The following is an 18521-nucleotide window of genomic DNA, read 5'->3' on the forward strand; positions in this document are numbered from 1 at the left end:
CTCATTACTGATTTCGTATGTCTCAGGCGAATACTCATATTCATATGCGAATCTAAATATTCACATGCAAATATGAGTATTCGCCTGATTCATACAAAATACAGCATTGAGTTCTTCCGACAGTGTATTATGGTAAGTAATTGTCCCCACAGAAATGTTATACAACCACCTCTTGTCTGATATACACAGAATAAAAATATAATCCTATGGATGCATTTCCACTTCCATTCTGTTATTCTGATATATGCTGTACTTTAGCGTAATTATATAACATAATTTTCCATGGAATATCCTTCGAAATATTGACGATAATAATATCGGAGGTGTTTACATGATTACGAACGTTACCTTATCAACAAAGGAAAGATTATTATTAGAAGATGCCAAATCCCACGAGGAAATCTGCATTCTGAAATATCAGAATTATGCCAACCTGGCCTGCGATAGTCAGTTGAAAGCGGTCTTTCGAGCAAATGGTCAGAAGGAAGAAGAGCATCTTCAGACAATTAACCAATTATTAAATGGAACGGTTCCTTCTATGAGCGGCGGTCAAAGCGGCTCAGCTGGTGCACAAGGAAGCACACAGCAGCAGACTGGTCAGATGCCCCAATCACAACAACAGTCCATTAATCAAAGTAGTTCCGGTTCCACTTCCTTCAATGCTTCGGACAAGGATCTGTGCAGTGATATGCTTATGCTTGAAAAATATGTGTCCGGTGCATATGATACTACTATCTTCGAGTTTAAGAATGCTCAGGTTAGGGATGTATTAAATCATATCCAAAAAGAAGAGCAAAAACACGGTGAAGCAATCTTTGCTTATATGCAAAGCAAAGGAATGTATTCCACTACCTAATTGTCTTTCACCAAACCAAAAGATCTCTGAATATGTCCGCAAGATGTGATCACGCCAGATTACACATTAGATATATCCAGAGATCTTTTTCTATAGTAAGAACAATGCGACAATAAAGGTAGCTGCAAACCCCACTGTTACCGGAATAAAGTTCTTTTTCGCCAGCTCCAGAGGATTAACGTTACAGATTGCTGCTACGGGTATCAATCCCCAAGGTATAATTGTGCCTCCACCCACCCAGATGGTTGAGATCTGCCCAAGGGCTGCCAGTATTTCTTTATTTACGTCAATTGCGAAAGAAAAGGTGTTGGCTAATGCCCCCGCCAAGGGAAGTCCGGAGAAGCCAGAGCCATCCAGACCAGTTACAATCCCAATTACCATCTGTATCACTGCAACTGGGAATTTCGACAAAGCAATATGCTCGGATAGATAGATGCCTAAGTCAGATAAAAGTCCATTTGCCTCGGGTCCCAGTATCTTCTGTGCCATTTCCTCGCTTCCTATAAAGAAGAAGGATCCGATTACTATTACGGGAGCAAATATCTTAATACCGAACATGAAGCCTTCCCTTATGCAATCCGTAATCTTCTCAAGACAATCAGAACCTTTTTGTTGAATTAGACTTACAAAGCACATAATAAGAACTGCTGTGCCGCCTACCAAAGCAGTCGCGTCTCCTCCCTTAAGCTTGAATTTATACATCACGCAGATATCCAGGATAAATACCAGAGGAGTGATGATCGCTACCAAGTAAACCCCTACTGTGGGCTTTGGCTTGTCCTTATTCTCTTCAGAGCTCACAGCTTTTTCCTGCTTCAGTTGATTATCCCGTCTCATCATAATATAACTGGTCAATATCGTAACCGAACTCATGGTAATCCATAATGGTAATACTGCTTTACTTACAACCATAGGATTACTGATTCCTGCTGCTTTAGCCGTAATTGCGGGTGCCCCTTGGATAAAGAAATCACTGGATAAGCCTATACCATGACCAAAGAGATTCATTGCTACTGCTGCCCATATAGGCTGGAGTCCTGCTTTCACCGCAGCCGGAAGCATAATTGCTCCAACCAGAGCAACTGCTGGTGAAGGCCAGATAAACCAGGAAAAGAATAGCATAATAAATCCAAGTCCAAAGAAAGCCACCGTCGGACTTATCATTAATTTCTTAATCGGAAGCATCATTAACTCATCAGCTCCAATATCCCGAAGTGCCTTAGACATAGCTATGACCAATGAAATCACCAGTATAATTCCCCAAAATTCATTACCGGATGTTATTAAAGCATTATATATAACCTGTACCCCTTTTACAATGCTCTTCGTTTGCATGGCACCAATGAAAAATAATCCTATAATACAGGGTAATACTGTTTCCTTTCGAAATGCCATGATCACAATTACAACTAATACAATAAAGTAATACATATAATGTAATGAAGTTAGTTCAACCATAGTCCCCCCAAGATGTACCCTATCTTATATCAAAGGCTTATTAAAAATGTCTGTTAATCCTAGATTCTCGACCTTCCTCCTGATAGAAGGTATATCCAGCTCGTATAACCCTTGCTCCTTCATGTGTTCGAAATATACAGAGCCGGAGAAGGTGAATTTCTTCCCCATTCCCTCGCTCGTATTCATCTCATCCTTCACATAGGCAATAGCATCACCAACGGCCAGTTCAACCGGTAGTTCCAGAGTCTCCTTACCCATAGCATATCTTACACTGTTATTACCTGCCAAGGTTCCTGTAACGATGGCTTCCGTATGACCTACCAGTAATCCTGACTTCTCACCCGCGCAGAACAAATTCTCTACACCGATTACCTTCAATGCATTGTCTCTTGGTGCCATGGCAAAGAACCGCATAGAATTTCCTTTCCCAGCGGAATATGGGTCCTCATAACGTGCACTTTCAAAGCCGGGTATTTTACGCAGTTTGTCCAAATTAAAGAATGGAGTCATTAACTTGGCATGACCGGTATCAAGGAGAATAAGATTATCTCGAAATTCGCTTATGGCATATTGCTGACAGGCCTTTATACCCAAATGATCTTCCACTAACTCCTCTGGAATCGGAATAATAGCAACCCCTTTTTCATTGAGTTCCCTTTGTATTTCCTCTGATAAGGATTCCTTATATATTTTGCAGGAACCGCTCATAGCTCCGACGCTTCCATCCGCTTTCGTCCCCACCATTTCTTCTATTCTGCACAGACCGGTAACACTTACACGTCCACCATAGCTGGGGCATCGAAGTACACACATCGCGCAGCCGTTCCCGTATTTTGAGCAGTTATTCATTGGACCTGCTGTTCCCGTGGAATCAACGAACACATCTCCCTCATATACTCTGCCCTTTTGATCCTTAACGCTAAGAATTGTCTTTGAATCCATGTGAACATCCGTAATTCGAGCTTCATATACTACGTTTATTCCCAGCCTGGTTAATAATTTTGATATAGCATAAGGTGTTCTCACAATATCATAAAGGGTAACATGCTTGTGACCCGGAAATTCAATGTTGGTATGTCTTGCCGTCTGATCACACAGCTCGAAGAGATCTCCTCCGCCCAATGCAATCATTTCTTCTGCTGCTGTATAACGGCCATTGTTTCTCATAATACCACCAACAAGACCTGTTCCCAGAAGCATATCCGTTCTTTCTAATAAAGTAACCTGTGCACCGGCTTTTGAAGCACTGATAGCTGCTGCACAGCCAGCCCAACCTCCGCCGATGATCACAATCTTCTTCATATCATAACCTCCTTGAAATGTCTTATGATGAATAGGGCTATACGATAAAAAAGCAACTGACTTCTGCCAATTGCTTGTAAAAATGAATTGGTATGTGCTATATATTTTATCGATATCATAGCACATACGTGATTATAGTGTCAAATAGAAGACAAAGGGATATACTACCAATTTCATATAAGATTATGATATGTAATTTTATATAAGGTATTAAGAAAAATATAGTGCGATAAATCAATTCTCTAGTAACATCTGATAATATTTCTGATATTCAGCAAGGCCACTTTTCCAGGAAGAATCATACTGCATGCAATTCTGTCTGTATTGATCCCAATCCTTTGTTTTATAAGTTGAAATGGCTTGCTGTAAGGCTTCCTTCAATGCTTCTGAGTTCCATTCTGACATATAGAATCCCGTTGACTTCTCCGGATGCTCCTTCTCCACCAATACGGTATCCTTTAATCCTCCTACTGGATGTACAACCGGTACAGTTCCATATTTCATTGCATATAGCTGGCCCAGACCACAGGGTTCATTTTGCGAAGGCATAAGATAGATATCCGCACCTGCATAGATCAGCTTTGCCTTTTCCTCCGTATATTCAAAGTCTACAGTGAATGTTCCAGGATATTCTGAAGCAATATTAGCGAGAAGCCCTTGATAATAGCAGTTTCCTGATCCAAGCAGCACCAATTGATAATTCGGTATTCCATAATCAGCTATTGTCTTAATCAATAGCTCTATTCCTTTGGAGAAATCCAGTCTTGTTATCATCGCTACTAATGGGATATCTTCATTGGATAAACCATAGTTCTTCCGTAGTACCTCTCGGTTTTTCTTCTTTTCTGATAAACTATTATTATCGTAAGGAAAAGGCACCTCGCCCACCCTCATGGGATTATAGATTTCATCATCTATACCATTGAGAATACCTATCATCTCGTTCTTTCTACTTTCAATCAGCTTACTCATCCCGTCCCCATATGAGGATGACATAATTTCCTTCGCGTAGGCAGGACTTACGGTTGTAAGCAAATCCGAATACAATATTCCAGCCTTTGCAAAATCCAACCATTCCGGATAGCCCAGAAGTACCTTTTCCCTGTCTGTAAGTAAATCATTCAGATAGGTGGAAGGAATATAACCATGATACGCAATATTATGAATGGTATAAACCGACTTAATATTCGGAAACTCCTTTTTTATCAAAAGAGGAAGAAAGCCTGTGTGCCAGTCATTGGTGTGGATAATATCCGGTGTATAATTAATTCGTTTCAGCATCTCAATAACTGCTTTACAAAAAAAGAAAAAACGGACATTGTCATCCTCATAGCCATAGATATTCTCCCGGTAATAATACCGTTCATTTCCGATAAAATAGGTGGGCAGCTCATTTTTATCAGAAGCAGTCTTCAGCACGCAGGTATCATATCCATATTCCATTGGTACCGGGAAATCCATCTTATACTTAACCCTTACATCCATGTTCTTATAAAGAGGCATCACTCTTCTGACTTCATAATCACCGGTAGCCATTAACGCTTTCGGAAAGCTTCTCGCCACCTCTGCCATTCCCCCTGAATTTGCATAAGGGGCAATCTCTGCTGTTACATATAATACTTTTATTTTGCGCTTCACGATGATATTGTACCTCCTTACCTTTGTATCCTTGAAGCATTAACATTTGGTGTATACCCGATTACTGCTAATCTATTCAATTGCTGGTATCAGTGATATCACTGCTGGATTACTTCTTTCCTCATAGGAAAACTCAGCTCTCTCCGATTTATTGCGGATGATTAACTTTTCATATAGCTTAATATATTTCTTCGCGGAGCTCCGCCAGCTATAATCACAGGACATGGCTGATTTTCTAAGCTTCGCTCTGAGTGTTTTTTTACTGTATAGCTTTAATGCCCGCTTTATAGTAAAAAGCATGTCATGTGCATTATAGTTGGTAAAGCTGAAGCCATTCCCTTCGCCGGTTTCTTCGTTATAAGAAAGGATGGTATCCTTAAGTCCTCCGGTTTCCCTTACTATCGGCAGGGTTCCATAACGTAGGCTGATGAGTTGACCCAGACCACAGGGTTCAAATAAGGAAGGCATTAAAAAGAAGTCCGAGGACGCATAGATCTTATGAGCCAGTGCATTATCAAATCGAATCGTTGCAGATACTTTACCAGGATAACGATACATGGCATCTCTCAGCATATTTTCATAATTCTCACTCCCTGCCCCCAGAAAAACAAGCTGAACCTGTTCTGCAAGTATCTCATCCAGCACACACGCGATCAAATCCAACCCCTTCTGATCCACCAGTCTGGAGATAAACCCTATCATCGGCAGGCTTTCATCCACCATAAGATTCAATTCCTGCTGTAAGGCCTTCTTATTAGCGCTCTTTCCGTTTAGGTTCGATTTCGTGAAGTTATAATAGAGATAGGGATCATTCTTTGGGTTGTATTCATCATAGTCGATGCCATTCAGAATACCATACAAATCCTTTTCCCGTGCCTTCAGAAGCCCATCCAATTGCTCTCCGAAAAACGGATATTTTACTTCTTCTGAATAAGTTTCACTTACAGTGGTTAGAATTTGTGAATAAGTTAAGCCACCCTTAAGGAAGCTTGCTCCTCCATAAAACTCCAGCTTATCTGAAGTAAAATATTCATCTCCCAATCCAAACCAATCCTTCATATCCGATACACCATAGATACCCTGATATCTTAGGTTATGTATCGTAAAAACGGTAGCTATCTCCCGATACAACGGCAAGCTGCGATACTGGGCTTCCAGAAGCGGCGGTATCATTCCAGTTTGCCAGTCATGACAGTGCAGTATATCCGGAACGAAATCGATATGTGGTAATGCATCCAGCACTGACCGGCAAAAGAATGCAAACCGTTCCCCATCATCCTGATAGCCATAATATCCTTCCCTGTTAAAATAGTATTCATTATCGATGAAGTAATAGGTTATTCCACCTTCCTCTGCCATCTCTATACCGCAATACTGACTTCTCCAGCCAATATTTACGTAGAAATAACACAGATGCACCATCTTCTCCTTTAGTTCTGAAGCGATGGTACCATATTTCGGCATGATAACCCTGGTATCTGTTCCTTCTTTTTGTAATGCTACGGGCAAAGATCCCAGCACATCTGCTAATCCTCCCGTTTTTGCATACGGACCTGCCTCCGATGCCGCCATTAAAATCTTACGCATAAAATTCCCCCATTTATATAGTTATTTATCTGATTAGACCACCGCCTGATAAGCCCGGAAGTTATCAATGTCTATCATAACTCCCTTATCCAGTACAAAACCGTTGGGCAGTGTCAAATTTTCTCCAATCACAGTTATATCATCACTATTCTTAGGTTCCAGCTTGCACTCATCCTCAAGAGTTCCCCGATATCCTATGTGGCAGTTATCACCAATCATTGCATTCTCTGCAATGATGGCATTTTCTATAATAACGTTTTCCCCCACTCTGACATTTGGCATCAGAATGGAGTTCGTAACCTTACTTCCTCTTCCCACCGTAACTCCCGAGAATAATACCGAATGATATACGTCTCCGTAAATCATTCCTCCCTCCGTAACAATACAGCGCCTGACGTTGGCTCCCAGGGCTATAAAGTGAGGAGGTTCCACAGGATTTCTTGAGTATATGCGCCATCCTGGATCATATAAATCAAGCTCCGGCGACTCCTCCAATAAATCCATGTTGGCCTCCCATAGGCTTTGTATGGTTCCAACATCCCTCCAATAACCTTTAAACGGATATGCGAACATTCGCTCGTTATTATTTAACATTTTAGGAATAATATCTCTACCAAAATCATTGCTTGAATTTGGATTATTTTGATCATCTATCAGGTATTTTAAAAGCTTTTTCCAATTAAATATGTATATCCCCATGGATGCTTTATTGCTGATTGGACTCTTCGGCTTTTCCACAAATTCATAGATACGGTTAGTTTCATCGGTATTCATAATTCCAAAACGGTTTGCTTCTTCCCAGGGCACCTCTAATATCGCAATGGTGACATCTGCTTTCTTGGTTTCATGGTACCTAAGCATTGCACTGTAATCCATCTTATATATCTGATCTCCGGATAGGATTAATACATATTCCGGTTGATATGCTTCGATAAATTCTATATTTTGATATATGGCATTGGCCGTACCTGAATACCATTCTCCCATGGATTGCTTCATATAGGGGGGTAAAATAGTTAACCCACCGTTCAGACGGTCCAAATCCCATGGCTGACCAATTCCAATATAGGAATTCAATTTTAAGGGTTTATACTGAGTCAGCACTCCAACGGTATCAATACCCGAATTCGTACAGTTGCTTAATGGAAAATCTATGATACGATATTTTCCGCCAAAGGGTACAGCGGGCTTCGCTGTATTCTTGGTCAACACACCCAGCCTGCTTCCCTGCCCTCCTGCCAACAGCATGGCAACGCATTTTTTAGTTACCATATTCTATGACCTCCTTTAAAAATTATGTCGTATATTTATCAAGTTTCGATGCTATCGGTTTATAAAATGCAACGGATAGGGGCGGTACCTTCAGGATTACGGAATGCTCACGATTATTATATGGATACTCTTCTGCGATATACACCTCCTCTATTGCTAATCCGGAACCTCCAAAACGAATATCATCCGTGTTAAAAATCGCTATACACCCTGCTGCTTTTGGTATCCCCACTCGATACTCCGGCCTGAATACCGGAGTAAAATTTGCAATCACAAGAACCCATTCCTGAGGATTATGACCTTTTCTTATAAAAGATAGTACACTTTGATCCTGATCATCCGGATTAATCCATTCAAACCCATTCCAACCAGAGTCATCCTCCCAAAGACTAGGATTTTTAAGATAAAAATGATTAAGCTCTTTCACATACTCCTGCGTTTTTCGATGCATTTCGTAATCCAGAAGAAGCCAGTCCAGTTTATCATCGAATTTCCATTCAATGAACTGTCCGAACTCCCCTCCCATGAAGGTCAGCTTCTTTCCGGGATGTGCCATCATATAAGCAAACAGTACACGAAGTCCTGCAAATTTTTGTGAATAATCTCCCGGCATTTTATCCAGAAGAGAATGTTTTCCATGTACAACCTCATCATGCGATAGAGGTAGAATAAACTGTTCAGAAAATGCATAATGTAATGAAAATGTTAATAGGTTATGATTCCATTTACGAAAATATGGATCCATGGAGCAGTATTTTAGGGTATCATTCATCCAACCCATGTTCCACTTAAAGGAAAATCCCAGGCCACTATATTGTACCGGGCCCGTTACCATTGGCCATTGACTGGAATCCTCCGCAATCATCAGGGTATTCGGAAATAAGGAAAACACTGTTTCATTCAACCTCTTAAGAAATGCTGCAGCCTCCAGATTTTCTCTCCCTCCGTAGCAATTCGGTATCCATTCATCCCGTGCATAATCCAGATAAAGCATACTGGTAACCGCATCAACACGAAAACCATCGATATGATAGTATTCCAGCCAGAAAATTACATTTGATATTAAAAAGCTTTGTACCTCGTTACGAGTATAATTAAAAATCAGCGTACCCCATTGGGGGTGTTCTCCCTTTCTGGGATCTTCATGTTCGTATAATGCTGTTCCGTCAAACCTCGCTAAACCATGAGCATCCTTAGGAAAATGCCCCGGTACCCAGTCTAAAATAACGCCAATCCTGTTTTGATGGCATAAATCCACCAGATACATAAAGTCCTCCGGTGTTCCGTATCTGCTTGTTACTGAATAATAACCTGTAACCTGATACCCCCAGGAGCCGTCAAAGGGATGTTCCATGATTGGCATGAACTCAATATGGGTATACCCCATTGTGATGACATAATCCACCAGCTTGGACGCAATTTCGCGATAGCTGTAAAAGCTGCCATCCTCCTTACGATCCCAGGATCCTAAGTGAACCTCATAGATAACCATCGGGTATTGACTTGGTGGATTATCCGATTTATATTTCTCCCAACCCTCATCCTGCCAGGAGTAGTTTTCAATATCATAGAGCACCGAAGCTGTTCCCGGTCTGAGCTCCGAGTAATATGCATATGGGTCGGCCTTATACAAAACCTCCCCTTTCGATGTTCCGATTGCATACTTATACAATTGCTTCTCTTCGATATCCGGCACAAAGATTTCCCATATACCGGATTGATTTACCCTTTTCATTGGATGCTTATAAATATTCCAACTGTTAAACTCCCCTACTACACTAACCCACTTGGCATTTGGTGCCCATACTCGAAATACAACTTCCCTCCCATCGTCTTGCTTTACAAAATGAGCACCAAGCATTTTATAGCTTTTAACATCAGTTCCTTGGTGAAACAGAGTACTCTGTTCCTCCGTCATGTAGCTTTGATTCTTTTGGATTATCATCTGCCTATTCCTCCCAGTCTTATCCGTATATCTACGCCATGCTCCTCCACATCTCAATGCAGCCTCAATATAGAAAATATATGATGAGTTTTCTAAAATATTCCTATTATTTCAAAAACTTTTTATTAAATATAAAATTTGAGGCTTTTTTCCTATTTATGGTAACCAGCATTAACACAATGCGTTGTTAATATATTATCTTTTGATCTGATTTGTGTTTGACCATTTTAATTTTGTAAAATACCTGTCCCTGCATATATCAGTATAAAAAACTATATTCAACTTCTGTTATCTTTAGACATATTTACATATCTTGCAGTTTTTGCATATAATACTTTATATTGCTTTCATTTTCATATATACTGAATATAGAATGGATGCTTCCTACATAACCAATTTATCTAAAAGACTACGGAGGTTATAACTTTGAAAAAATCATTAATTTTCTTACTCGTATTATTATCTTTATTCCTAATGGGATGCTCTAAAAAAACGGATGTTACAACATCGAATATTGACAGGGAGTCTTCCATCTCACCCACAGCCTTGCCAGTTGTGTCCGTTATTCCAACCCCTACTGCTGAACCAACTCCAGAGGTTACACCAAAGCCAGTAGATGGTGAGGAATTATATACAATATTTGAAGATATTGATGGAATGCGCAAATACGGATATATTAATTCTTTCGGTGATATAGTCATTCCGCCTGTCTATTACAGAGCGTCAGATTTTCATGATGGAATTGCTATTGTGTATGGTGAAGACTATAATTGCTTTGCTATTGATACATACAATAACAAAATATTTCAGGATTGTTTTGATATGAGAGATTTTCATCAGGGGCTGGCGGCATTTAGTACCCATGTCAATGAAGATTTACGATATGGATACATCAACACTTCGGGTGAAGTCGTAATTGAACCCCAGTTTCTCAATGCCACTGATTTTAATGAGAATCTTACTGCGTATGTATCCACAGGAGAATCAACCTATGCAATGATTGATACGGAGGGAAATATCCTAGAGCAATATGAGATTGATGAAAAATATAAATATCCCAGATTAGTAGATGGCTATCTTATTTATGAAAATGATGATACTCACTTTGGAGTTATCTCATTAAGCGAAGGACCTATTCTCCCTGATATTTATACAGAAGTGATATATCTTGGTAATGACCTCTTCGGAGTGAAGGATCCTTCCCTCGAATATTATGAGACCATGTCTGCTCCCGTAGCAATAATGAATAATAAGGGTGAACAGCTGACTGATTACAAACTATATGATATTAGTTCCTTCTATGGAGATTATGCTTCTGCTACAGACAGCACTTATACTTACTTTATTGATAAGAACGGGGAAGAGGTGACTTCCTTACCGAAGTTTGAAGGAAGAGGCACATTAACCTTACTGGGTGATGTGATAAAAGCGGAGATCGATAATGATCTTATATACCAGAAAACAGATGGAACCCTTTTATGGAAGAATAGTACTACACGTACTCTTTCAAATGGTATCACTATTAAGAACATGAAGTATAAATCAAATAAATACGCTTTAGTATATTATCCGCAATTTGAGAATATGAAAGATGCCACCGTTCAACAGAAGATCAATGACGAACTAAAAAGGCTATTTGTTGATGTTCGTGCAGACTATAAAGAGGATGACATGGTATCTATAGACGATCACAATACAGTCAGCTTTATATCGGATCTTCTTATTGTGGAACGGACCGGTTATGACTATTACTTCGGTGCAGCTCATGGGATGCCAGTCCTTGATTATTACTTTATTGATAGTAATACCGGCGAATTCTATGACCTGAGCGATTTATTCCTGCCGGACAGTGAATATAGGAAAAGGCTTACTGAGCTAATCAATACCCAGATTGCAGATCAATCCAATTCCGAGGATTCTATGTATTTAGTGGATGGAATTGAGACCCTTTCAGAACAACAGTGTTTTAAGATTACAGAGGATTCCATAATTATTTATTTCTATCCCTATGAGATTGCTGCTTATGCAGCTGGTTTCCCTGAATTTCCGATTCCCTTTGAGGAAATTGATGATCTCATCGATAAAGATGGAGCCTTTTGGAAATGCTTTCACTGATGATAATGGGGAGAGGGGGCTGCTGCATAGTTATTGAGCGGGGGGTTATGACTTACCTCACACACAGACGGGAGGACATGTTACTGATTTTGTATGTCTCAGACGAACAATAATTATTCGTCTGAGACACACAAAACCAGCAACAGGTTCTCCCGACAGTGCATTATGGTAAGTCATACCCCCCCTCATATTAACTATTGCAGCAGCCATATTACAAGGTTTCTATAGAATGATATCTTGCTACGTATGTTATTTTTCTTATTCAATAGTTATACTATTGTTATTTTATCAAGTATATTCGTTAAGTAGGCGATTACGATGCCATAATTGGTCATGGGGACCTTCTGCTTTCTTGCCTGCTCCACTCTGCTGATCACATATTTACGATTAAACATACAGGCCCCGCATTGGATTACCAGATCATAGTCTGAAAGATCCGTCGGGAAATCATTACCACTGACATTCACAATGGTTAATCCCTCTCCTACCTTCTTTCGAAGCATTCTGGGAAGCTTTTCCCTTCCAATATCCTCATTCAGTGGAACATGGGTACAAGCCTCAGCAATTAAGACTTTGGATTTCTCCGTTAATAATTCCAATGCATACACACTTTTTACAAAGTAGTCCACATCTCCTTTGTAGCTTGCAAACAACACAGAAAAGGATGTAATCATACTTTCAGCGGGCTTTTTCTCGTATACCAACGGGAATACCTGTGAATCTGTGATGATAAGCTTCGGTGGTTTGGATAAGCTTGAAAGTGCCTCCTCATATTGATCCGCTGTACTGCTCAGTACAATACATTTTTTATCCAGGAGTTCTCGCAGGGTCTGAACCTGGGGCAGAATCAGTCTGCCTTTCGGTGCCTGAATATCCTGAGGCATAACTAACAGAACGGTATCCCCTTGCTGAACTAAATCTCCCGTAATACTCCTTGCATCATAGTCTTCCGGAAGCTTGCGGATGATTTCCTCTCGTATTCTTTCGACTCCCAGCTTTGATATTGCACTGATTTTAATTGGTTCATCCTTAAGAGCATCCCATAATTTATTCCGGATTTTATCCGTATTGCTTATTTGATCAATCTTATTAATGACCAAAACCACCGGAGTTTTACGTTTCTTGAATTCTAATGCCCACTCTACTTCCTGGCTTACATCCTCATCACTGCATACGATAATGGCAACATCCGTTTTCTTCATGGCATTTTTGGTTTTTTCCACTCTCATTTCACCGAGATAACCCATATCGTCAAACCCGGCGGTATCGATTAATACACAGGGTCCAATGCCATGTATTTCAATGGTTTTGTATACAGGATCCGTTGTGGTCCCGGCTACCTCTGATACCAACGCGGTATTATGACCGGTAAGCGCATTGATTAAGGTTGATTTTCCACTGTTACGCCTTCCGAAGATGCCAATATGCAGTTGACTAGCACGGGGTGTGTCGTTTAAACTCATATAATCCTCCATTTCCAAACAAACTATAAAACGTATTTTATTAAGCAAACATTAGCTTCTTAGTTTCTATTGGTATTATGACTTTTTGAATCTCATAAAGTATACTCTACTTTAGAAGCGGAAATCTCTCTTGCCCTCCGATATTTTTACTAAGTTATCCTTAGCAATGGAAAGAACCTTTGGATTTGGTATCTTCTTAAGTTCTTCTTCGATTAAGGCTTCTCCTTTTTCTTTCGTATCCTTGGAAGCATAATCCTCCAGATATTCCTTAAGTGTCATTAAAGCATTGGGCTGACAACAGTTTGCGATCTGTCCGGACTTCACTAATGACATGAAGCGATCTCCGGTTCTTCCCTCCCGGTAGCAGGCAGTACAGAAGCTCGGAATGTAACCAGAAGTAATGAGCCAGTTTACCACTTCATCCAATGTTCTGGTATCCTCCACATCAAACTGTGCAGAATTTTCCTCCTCCGGTTCAGCCTCAGCATAACCTCCCACACTTGTTCTGGATCCACCGCTGATCTGTGATACACCAAGCTTTAATACCCTCTCTCTGGTCTTTTGTGATTCTCTGGTGGAAATAATAATACCTGTATAAGGGACAGCGATACGAAGAATCGCTACAATTTTCTCAAATATATCATCGGAAATGGAATTTTTAAAGCTTGAGGCATCTATATCATCAGCCGGTCGAATTCTGGGTACGCTTATCGTATGAGGTCCCACACCCATTGCTGCTTCAAGATGCTCGGCATGCATTAATAAACCGGCGAAATCATAACGATAACGATTAAGACCAAACAGTACACCAAGACCTACATCATCAATACCACCCTCCATGGCTCTGTCCATAGCCTCTGTGTGATAAGCATAATTATGCTTCGGTCCGGTTGGATGTAATTCCTCATAGGCTTCCTTATGATAGGTCTCCTGGAATAGAATATAAGTACCTATTCCGGCTTCTTTAAGCTTGCGGTAATTCTCCACAGTGGTAGCCGCAATATTCACATTCACTCTTCGTATGGAACCGTTTTTATGTTGAATGGAATATATGGTTTTAATGCTCTCTAAAATGTACTCTATAGGATTATTTACCGGGTCCTCTCCTGCCTCCAGAGCCAGTCGCTTGTGTCCCATATCCTGAAGCGCGATTACTTCCCTGCGTATTTCCTCCTGTGTTAGCTTCTTTCTTGTAATATGCTTGTTGACATAATGATAGGGACAGTATACACATCCATTTACACAGTAATTGGATAAGTATAACGGAGCAAACATAACAATTCGATTTCCATAAAAACGTTCTTTGATTTCCATAGCCAGCTGATACATTCTTTCTTTTACATCGTCCAGCTCACACGCCAGTAATACAGAGGCCTCCCTATGGGAAATACCTTTCATCTGAGCCGCTTTCTCTAGTATCTGGTTAATCAGCTCTCTATTGTTTTTATTATTATCAGCGTATTCTAAGGTCTCCAGTATTTCCTCATGATTAATAAATTCTTCTGCTTTTTTTGATTTCACATTATACATCTTATTCTCTCCTTTTATTTGGCCTTTGCTAGATTGGTTGGAAGTCTCCTCTATCCACTGCTAGCTCATAGCCGATTTTCTTCATTCTTCTTTCCAGACAGAATCTGCATTCAGCAGCCTCGTCTCCGGTACATATTTTATTATCATACAGTTCGTATTTCTTTCTTACATTGGTTGGCGAAAGATTGGGCATAACCACATTGGCTCCGGCAAGTATACCCATCTCCCTGCCATTGGGATGTATCGTGCCTAGAGCAGTCGTAGCTGGTAGCAATACATTGGGAAGCATAAGCCGGATCACACTAATTAGGATTAAGGTTTGCTCTAAGGTTCCTTTTGCCTGATTGGCAAATGGCGTCTCATGGTGCGGTATAAAGGGTCCAATTCCAACCATATGAGGCGAGAGATCCTTCAGAAAAAGCAGGTCCTCTGCAATATGTTCCAAGGTCTGATAAGGTGAACCTACCATGAAGCCTGCGCCAACCTGATAACCAATTTCTTTTAAATTTCTTAGACACTGCTTTCGATTTTCCAGAGATAAATTATCCGGGTGCAGCTTACGATAATGTTCTTCATTCGCCGTCTCATGACGTAGCAAATACCGGTCACAGCCCGCTTTGTAATAGCTCAAATAGCTGTCGTAGCTCTTTTCACCAATGGATAAGGTTAAAGCACAGTCCGGGAACTCCTCTTTAATCTTGTGTATGATTGTGATAATCTCATCATCCGAAATTCTTCCGTCTTCTCCTCCCTGTAGTACAAAGGTACGAAAGCCTAATTTGTGTCCCTCTCTACAACAGTCCAGAATGTTCTCCATGGTCAATTTATAACGCTCTACCGCTCGGTTGCTTCTGCGAATTCCACAATAATAACAATCATTTTTACAGTAGTTGGTAAATTCAATTAAGCCCCTAGTATAGACCTTATTATCAAAGTATCTTCTTGAAGTTAGATTTGCTCGCTCCTTCAGTACTATCTCATCTTCAGCAGTAAGATTCCCAAGCAGGTCAACGAACTCCTCTTTGGTTAGAATTCTCTCTTCCTCTAATTGTCTGATTAACTCTCTTATATTCGACATATCCATCTCTCTTTCTATTCACTCAAAGTGTTTCACATATGTTCTTTACACGACAAAAATCCTTGTGCTGCGAAAGCACAAGGATAGAAAATCAACCAAATTAATCTGCATACATTCTCTCATGTAAATCCCTCGGGAATATTATAATTTAATCCTTCAGGAATACACTTGTAATCCGATTAAAACTTATCAAATGGAATACACGGATTAACAATAAACTGCAGTATTAACTTCAGTAGTTACTCTATTCTTCGCCTTCTCACTCGGGCACACCCTCGTTGTCAGCACGACTTTTTTGTTATTTATTTAACAATTATACTTCATTTCTATGTGTTTGTAAATAGCTTTTCTTCTGGAATCATAACTTCACTATATAATAGCTTCTGTTTCATTGAAGCTTTACTGTAATGAAATCAAAATAACCCCTTGACATTTTCTAATATCGGTGTATAGTATAAATATACTTCGAAGCGCGAAGTAATTTTGGAGTGATAGAATGAATATAAGAGATCAGTCTTTGGAAGAGATTATCTTCCAATTTATAGACCAGTGTAAGTTTTTATTTTTTCCAGAGCAATGGAACAATACCTTTTTAGATTACTCAAAAAATGAGACCTTTACTCTCTTCTTAATCTATCGTAAAGGTACCGTGAATATGACTGAAATTGCTGATTATCTAGGTGTCCCTCTGAATACAGTGACCGGAATTGTAAGTCGTTTGGAAAAGAAGAATGTAATTATTCGTCAACGAGACCTCATAGACAAGCGAATCGTTACCGTCAGTATGAGCTCCTATGGTAAAGATACCTTAAAACAGCAATTGAATGAGCTTGGGCAATATTTTACTCTCGTCCTCTCCCGACTTACGGATGATGAGCTGGATTCTGCTATAAAGATTATCAGGAAAATATTTGACATCTTACAAGATGGCACTCTCTTTTTAAAACAAGAACCACCAACGGCGAAAAAAGTAAAAAGAATTCCAATCGAATAAATGGAGCTATTCCGATAGCTCCTCTATTTAAAGATTTTACTTCGTATCTCGAACTATTCTGTTGACGAATTATATAAAGAAAGGTAGGTAAAAGTATGAGTCGAATTATTATTTTCACGGGCAAAGGTGGTGTGGGGAAAACCAGCGTGGCAGCTGCACACGCCAGGAAATCAGCCCTAATGGGAAAGAAAACACTTATTGTAAGTGCAGATATGGCACACAACTTAGGAGATTTGTTTGAAATGCCCATCGGAAGGGAGGTTACGAAAATATCGGATAATTTATACGCTTTAGAAATCGATCCGACCTATGAGATGGAGCATGATTATCGTTCCATGATGAATGCCATTGACAAGCTACTGCCTAACATACAATCGGGTAATTCCTCTGAGGATTTCGCTGATATGTCCATGTTTCCTGGAATGGAAGAATTATTCTCTTTATTGAAAATAAATGATATTTATGAGAGTAATCAATATGATGTAATCATCGTAGATTGTGCTCCAACAGGAGAAACCTTGTCCTTACTAAAGTTCCCAGAATTATTATCCTGGTATATGGAGAAGTTCTTTCCTCTTGAAAAAGTTGCTTTGAAGGTCCTTCGCCCCATCGGCAAGAAATTCTTTAAGATTGAACTTCCGGATCAGAACGCAATGAACGATATTGAGAAGCTCTATCTGCGATTAGCAGGTCTGCAGGGCTTACTAAGAAATCAGGAGATAACCAGTATTCGCCTAGTAGCAATTCCGGAGAAAATGGTGGTGGAGGAAACCAAACGAAATTATATGTATCTAAATTTATATAATTTCAACATTGATGGTTTATTTATTAATCGCATACTTCCCCAGGAGGTAGACACCGAATTCTTTCAGGAATGGATCTACCTGCAGACCAAATATCTTGAGGAGCTTAAGCACGTCTTTGGTGATATCCCCATTGCTCATATCAAATGGTATGAGATTGATATTACCGGTATGGATGCATTGGATCGCATAGTAAAGGATGTATTGACGGACGAGGACCTGTTCGACGTCAGAGCGAAAAAACCAAATGAAGTATTTGAAAAAAAGAATAATGGATATTTACTAACACTATCCGTACCTTGTACCAACAAAGAAAATATAGCAATGCATCAGGCGGAACACGATCTGATTATTCGGATAGGCAATTTTAAACGCTGCATTCCCATACCGGATATACTTCGTAACCATAGTGTAACCTCGGCTAAGCTTCTCGATGGAACTCTTTCCATTCAGTTTGAGCCGGAAAATAAGGATTGAAAG

General features: G+C 39.9%; 13 protein-coding genes. 4 read left to right on the forward strand and 9 right to left on the reverse strand.

Features of this window, described 5'->3' with window-relative positions:
* Window positions 1–331 precede the first annotated feature (331 nt).
* A complete protein-coding gene (locus H0486_RS16110; protein WP_228353973.1) occupies window positions 332–856 on the forward strand; it encodes a spore coat protein in 525 nt (174 codons plus the stop codon).
* Between the two features lie 90 nt (window positions 857–946).
* Here the strand turns inward: H0486_RS16110 and H0486_RS16115 are convergent, their stop codons facing one another.
* The 6 genes from H0486_RS16115 to glgB form a co-directional block, all read right to left on the reverse strand.
* Window positions 947–2314: a hypothetical protein gene (locus tag H0486_RS16115; RefSeq protein ID WP_228353974.1), complete on the reverse strand. Its 1368-nt coding sequence runs from the start codon at window positions 2312–2314 to the stop codon at window positions 947–949.
* Window positions 2315–2338: 24 nt separating this feature from the next.
* Complete coding sequence (locus tag H0486_RS16120; RefSeq protein ID WP_228353975.1) at window positions 2339–3616, reverse strand: FAD-dependent oxidoreductase; 1278 nt, start codon at window positions 3614–3616, stop codon at window positions 2339–2341.
* Window positions 3617–3850: 234 nt separating this feature from the next.
* Window positions 3851–5254: a glycogen synthase gene (locus H0486_RS16125; RefSeq protein WP_228353976.1), complete on the reverse strand. Its 1404-nt coding sequence runs from the start codon at window positions 5252–5254 to the stop codon at window positions 3851–3853.
* A 72-nt stretch (window positions 5255–5326) separates the two neighbouring features.
* A complete protein-coding gene (gene glgA, locus H0486_RS16130) occupies window positions 5327–6841 on the reverse strand; it encodes a glycogen synthase GlgA (RefSeq protein ID WP_228353977.1) in 1515 nt (504 codons plus the stop codon).
* A gap of 33 nt (window positions 6842–6874) precedes the next feature.
* A complete protein-coding gene (locus H0486_RS16135) occupies window positions 6875–8113 on the reverse strand; it encodes a glucose-1-phosphate adenylyltransferase (protein ID WP_228353978.1) in 1239 nt (412 codons plus the stop codon).
* Window positions 8114–8135: 22 nt separating this feature from the next.
* On the reverse strand, window positions 8136–10058 hold the full coding sequence (glgB, locus tag H0486_RS16140; protein WP_228353979.1) for a 1,4-alpha-glucan branching protein GlgB: 1923 nt from the start codon (window positions 10056–10058) through the stop codon (window positions 8136–8138).
* A 426-nt stretch (window positions 10059–10484) separates the two neighbouring features.
* Between glgB and H0486_RS16145 the strand changes: the two genes are divergently transcribed.
* Window positions 10485–12173 (forward strand): WG repeat-containing protein, encoded by a 1689-nt coding sequence (locus H0486_RS16145; protein WP_228353980.1) that lies wholly within the window; start codon window positions 10485–10487, stop codon window positions 12171–12173.
* 269 nt (window positions 12174–12442) lie between these two features.
* Here H0486_RS16145 and hydF read toward each other — a convergent pair whose 3' ends face one another.
* The 3 genes from hydF to hydE all read right to left on the reverse strand — a co-directional run bounded on the left by hydF (window position 12443) and on the right by hydE (window position 16244).
* A complete protein-coding gene (gene hydF / locus H0486_RS16150) occupies window positions 12443–13636 on the reverse strand; it encodes a [FeFe] hydrogenase H-cluster maturation GTPase HydF (protein WP_228353981.1) in 1194 nt (397 codons plus the stop codon).
* A gap of 111 nt (window positions 13637–13747) precedes the next feature.
* The gene (gene hydG, locus H0486_RS16155) at window positions 13748–15166 is read right to left on the reverse strand and encodes a [FeFe] hydrogenase H-cluster radical SAM maturase HydG (protein ID WP_228353982.1); all 1419 of its coding nucleotides are present in this window, start codon (window positions 15164–15166) and stop codon (window positions 13748–13750) included.
* Window positions 15167–15194: 28 nt separating this feature from the next.
* Window positions 15195–16244 (reverse strand): [FeFe] hydrogenase H-cluster radical SAM maturase HydE, encoded by a 1050-nt coding sequence (hydE, locus tag H0486_RS16160; protein WP_267024095.1) that lies wholly within the window; start codon window positions 16242–16244, stop codon window positions 15195–15197.
* Between the two features lie 496 nt (window positions 16245–16740).
* On the opposite strand from hydE, the gene H0486_RS16165 reads away from it, so the two are divergent.
* Together H0486_RS16165 and H0486_RS16170 are read left to right on the forward strand one after the other, a co-directional pair.
* Complete coding sequence (locus H0486_RS16165) at window positions 16741–17238, forward strand: MarR family winged helix-turn-helix transcriptional regulator (RefSeq protein ID WP_228353983.1); 498 nt, start codon at window positions 16741–16743, stop codon at window positions 17236–17238.
* A 95-nt stretch (window positions 17239–17333) separates the two neighbouring features.
* On the forward strand, window positions 17334–18518 hold the full coding sequence (locus H0486_RS16170; protein WP_228353984.1) for an ArsA family ATPase: 1185 nt from the start codon (window positions 17334–17336) through the stop codon (window positions 18516–18518).
* Window positions 18519–18521: the final 3 nt, after the last annotated feature.

Origin of the sequence: Variimorphobacter saccharofermentans, from assembly GCF_014174405.1 — a bacterium.
Taxonomy (GTDB): Bacteria; Bacillota; Clostridia; order Lachnospirales; family Lachnospiraceae; genus Mobilitalea; species Mobilitalea saccharofermentans.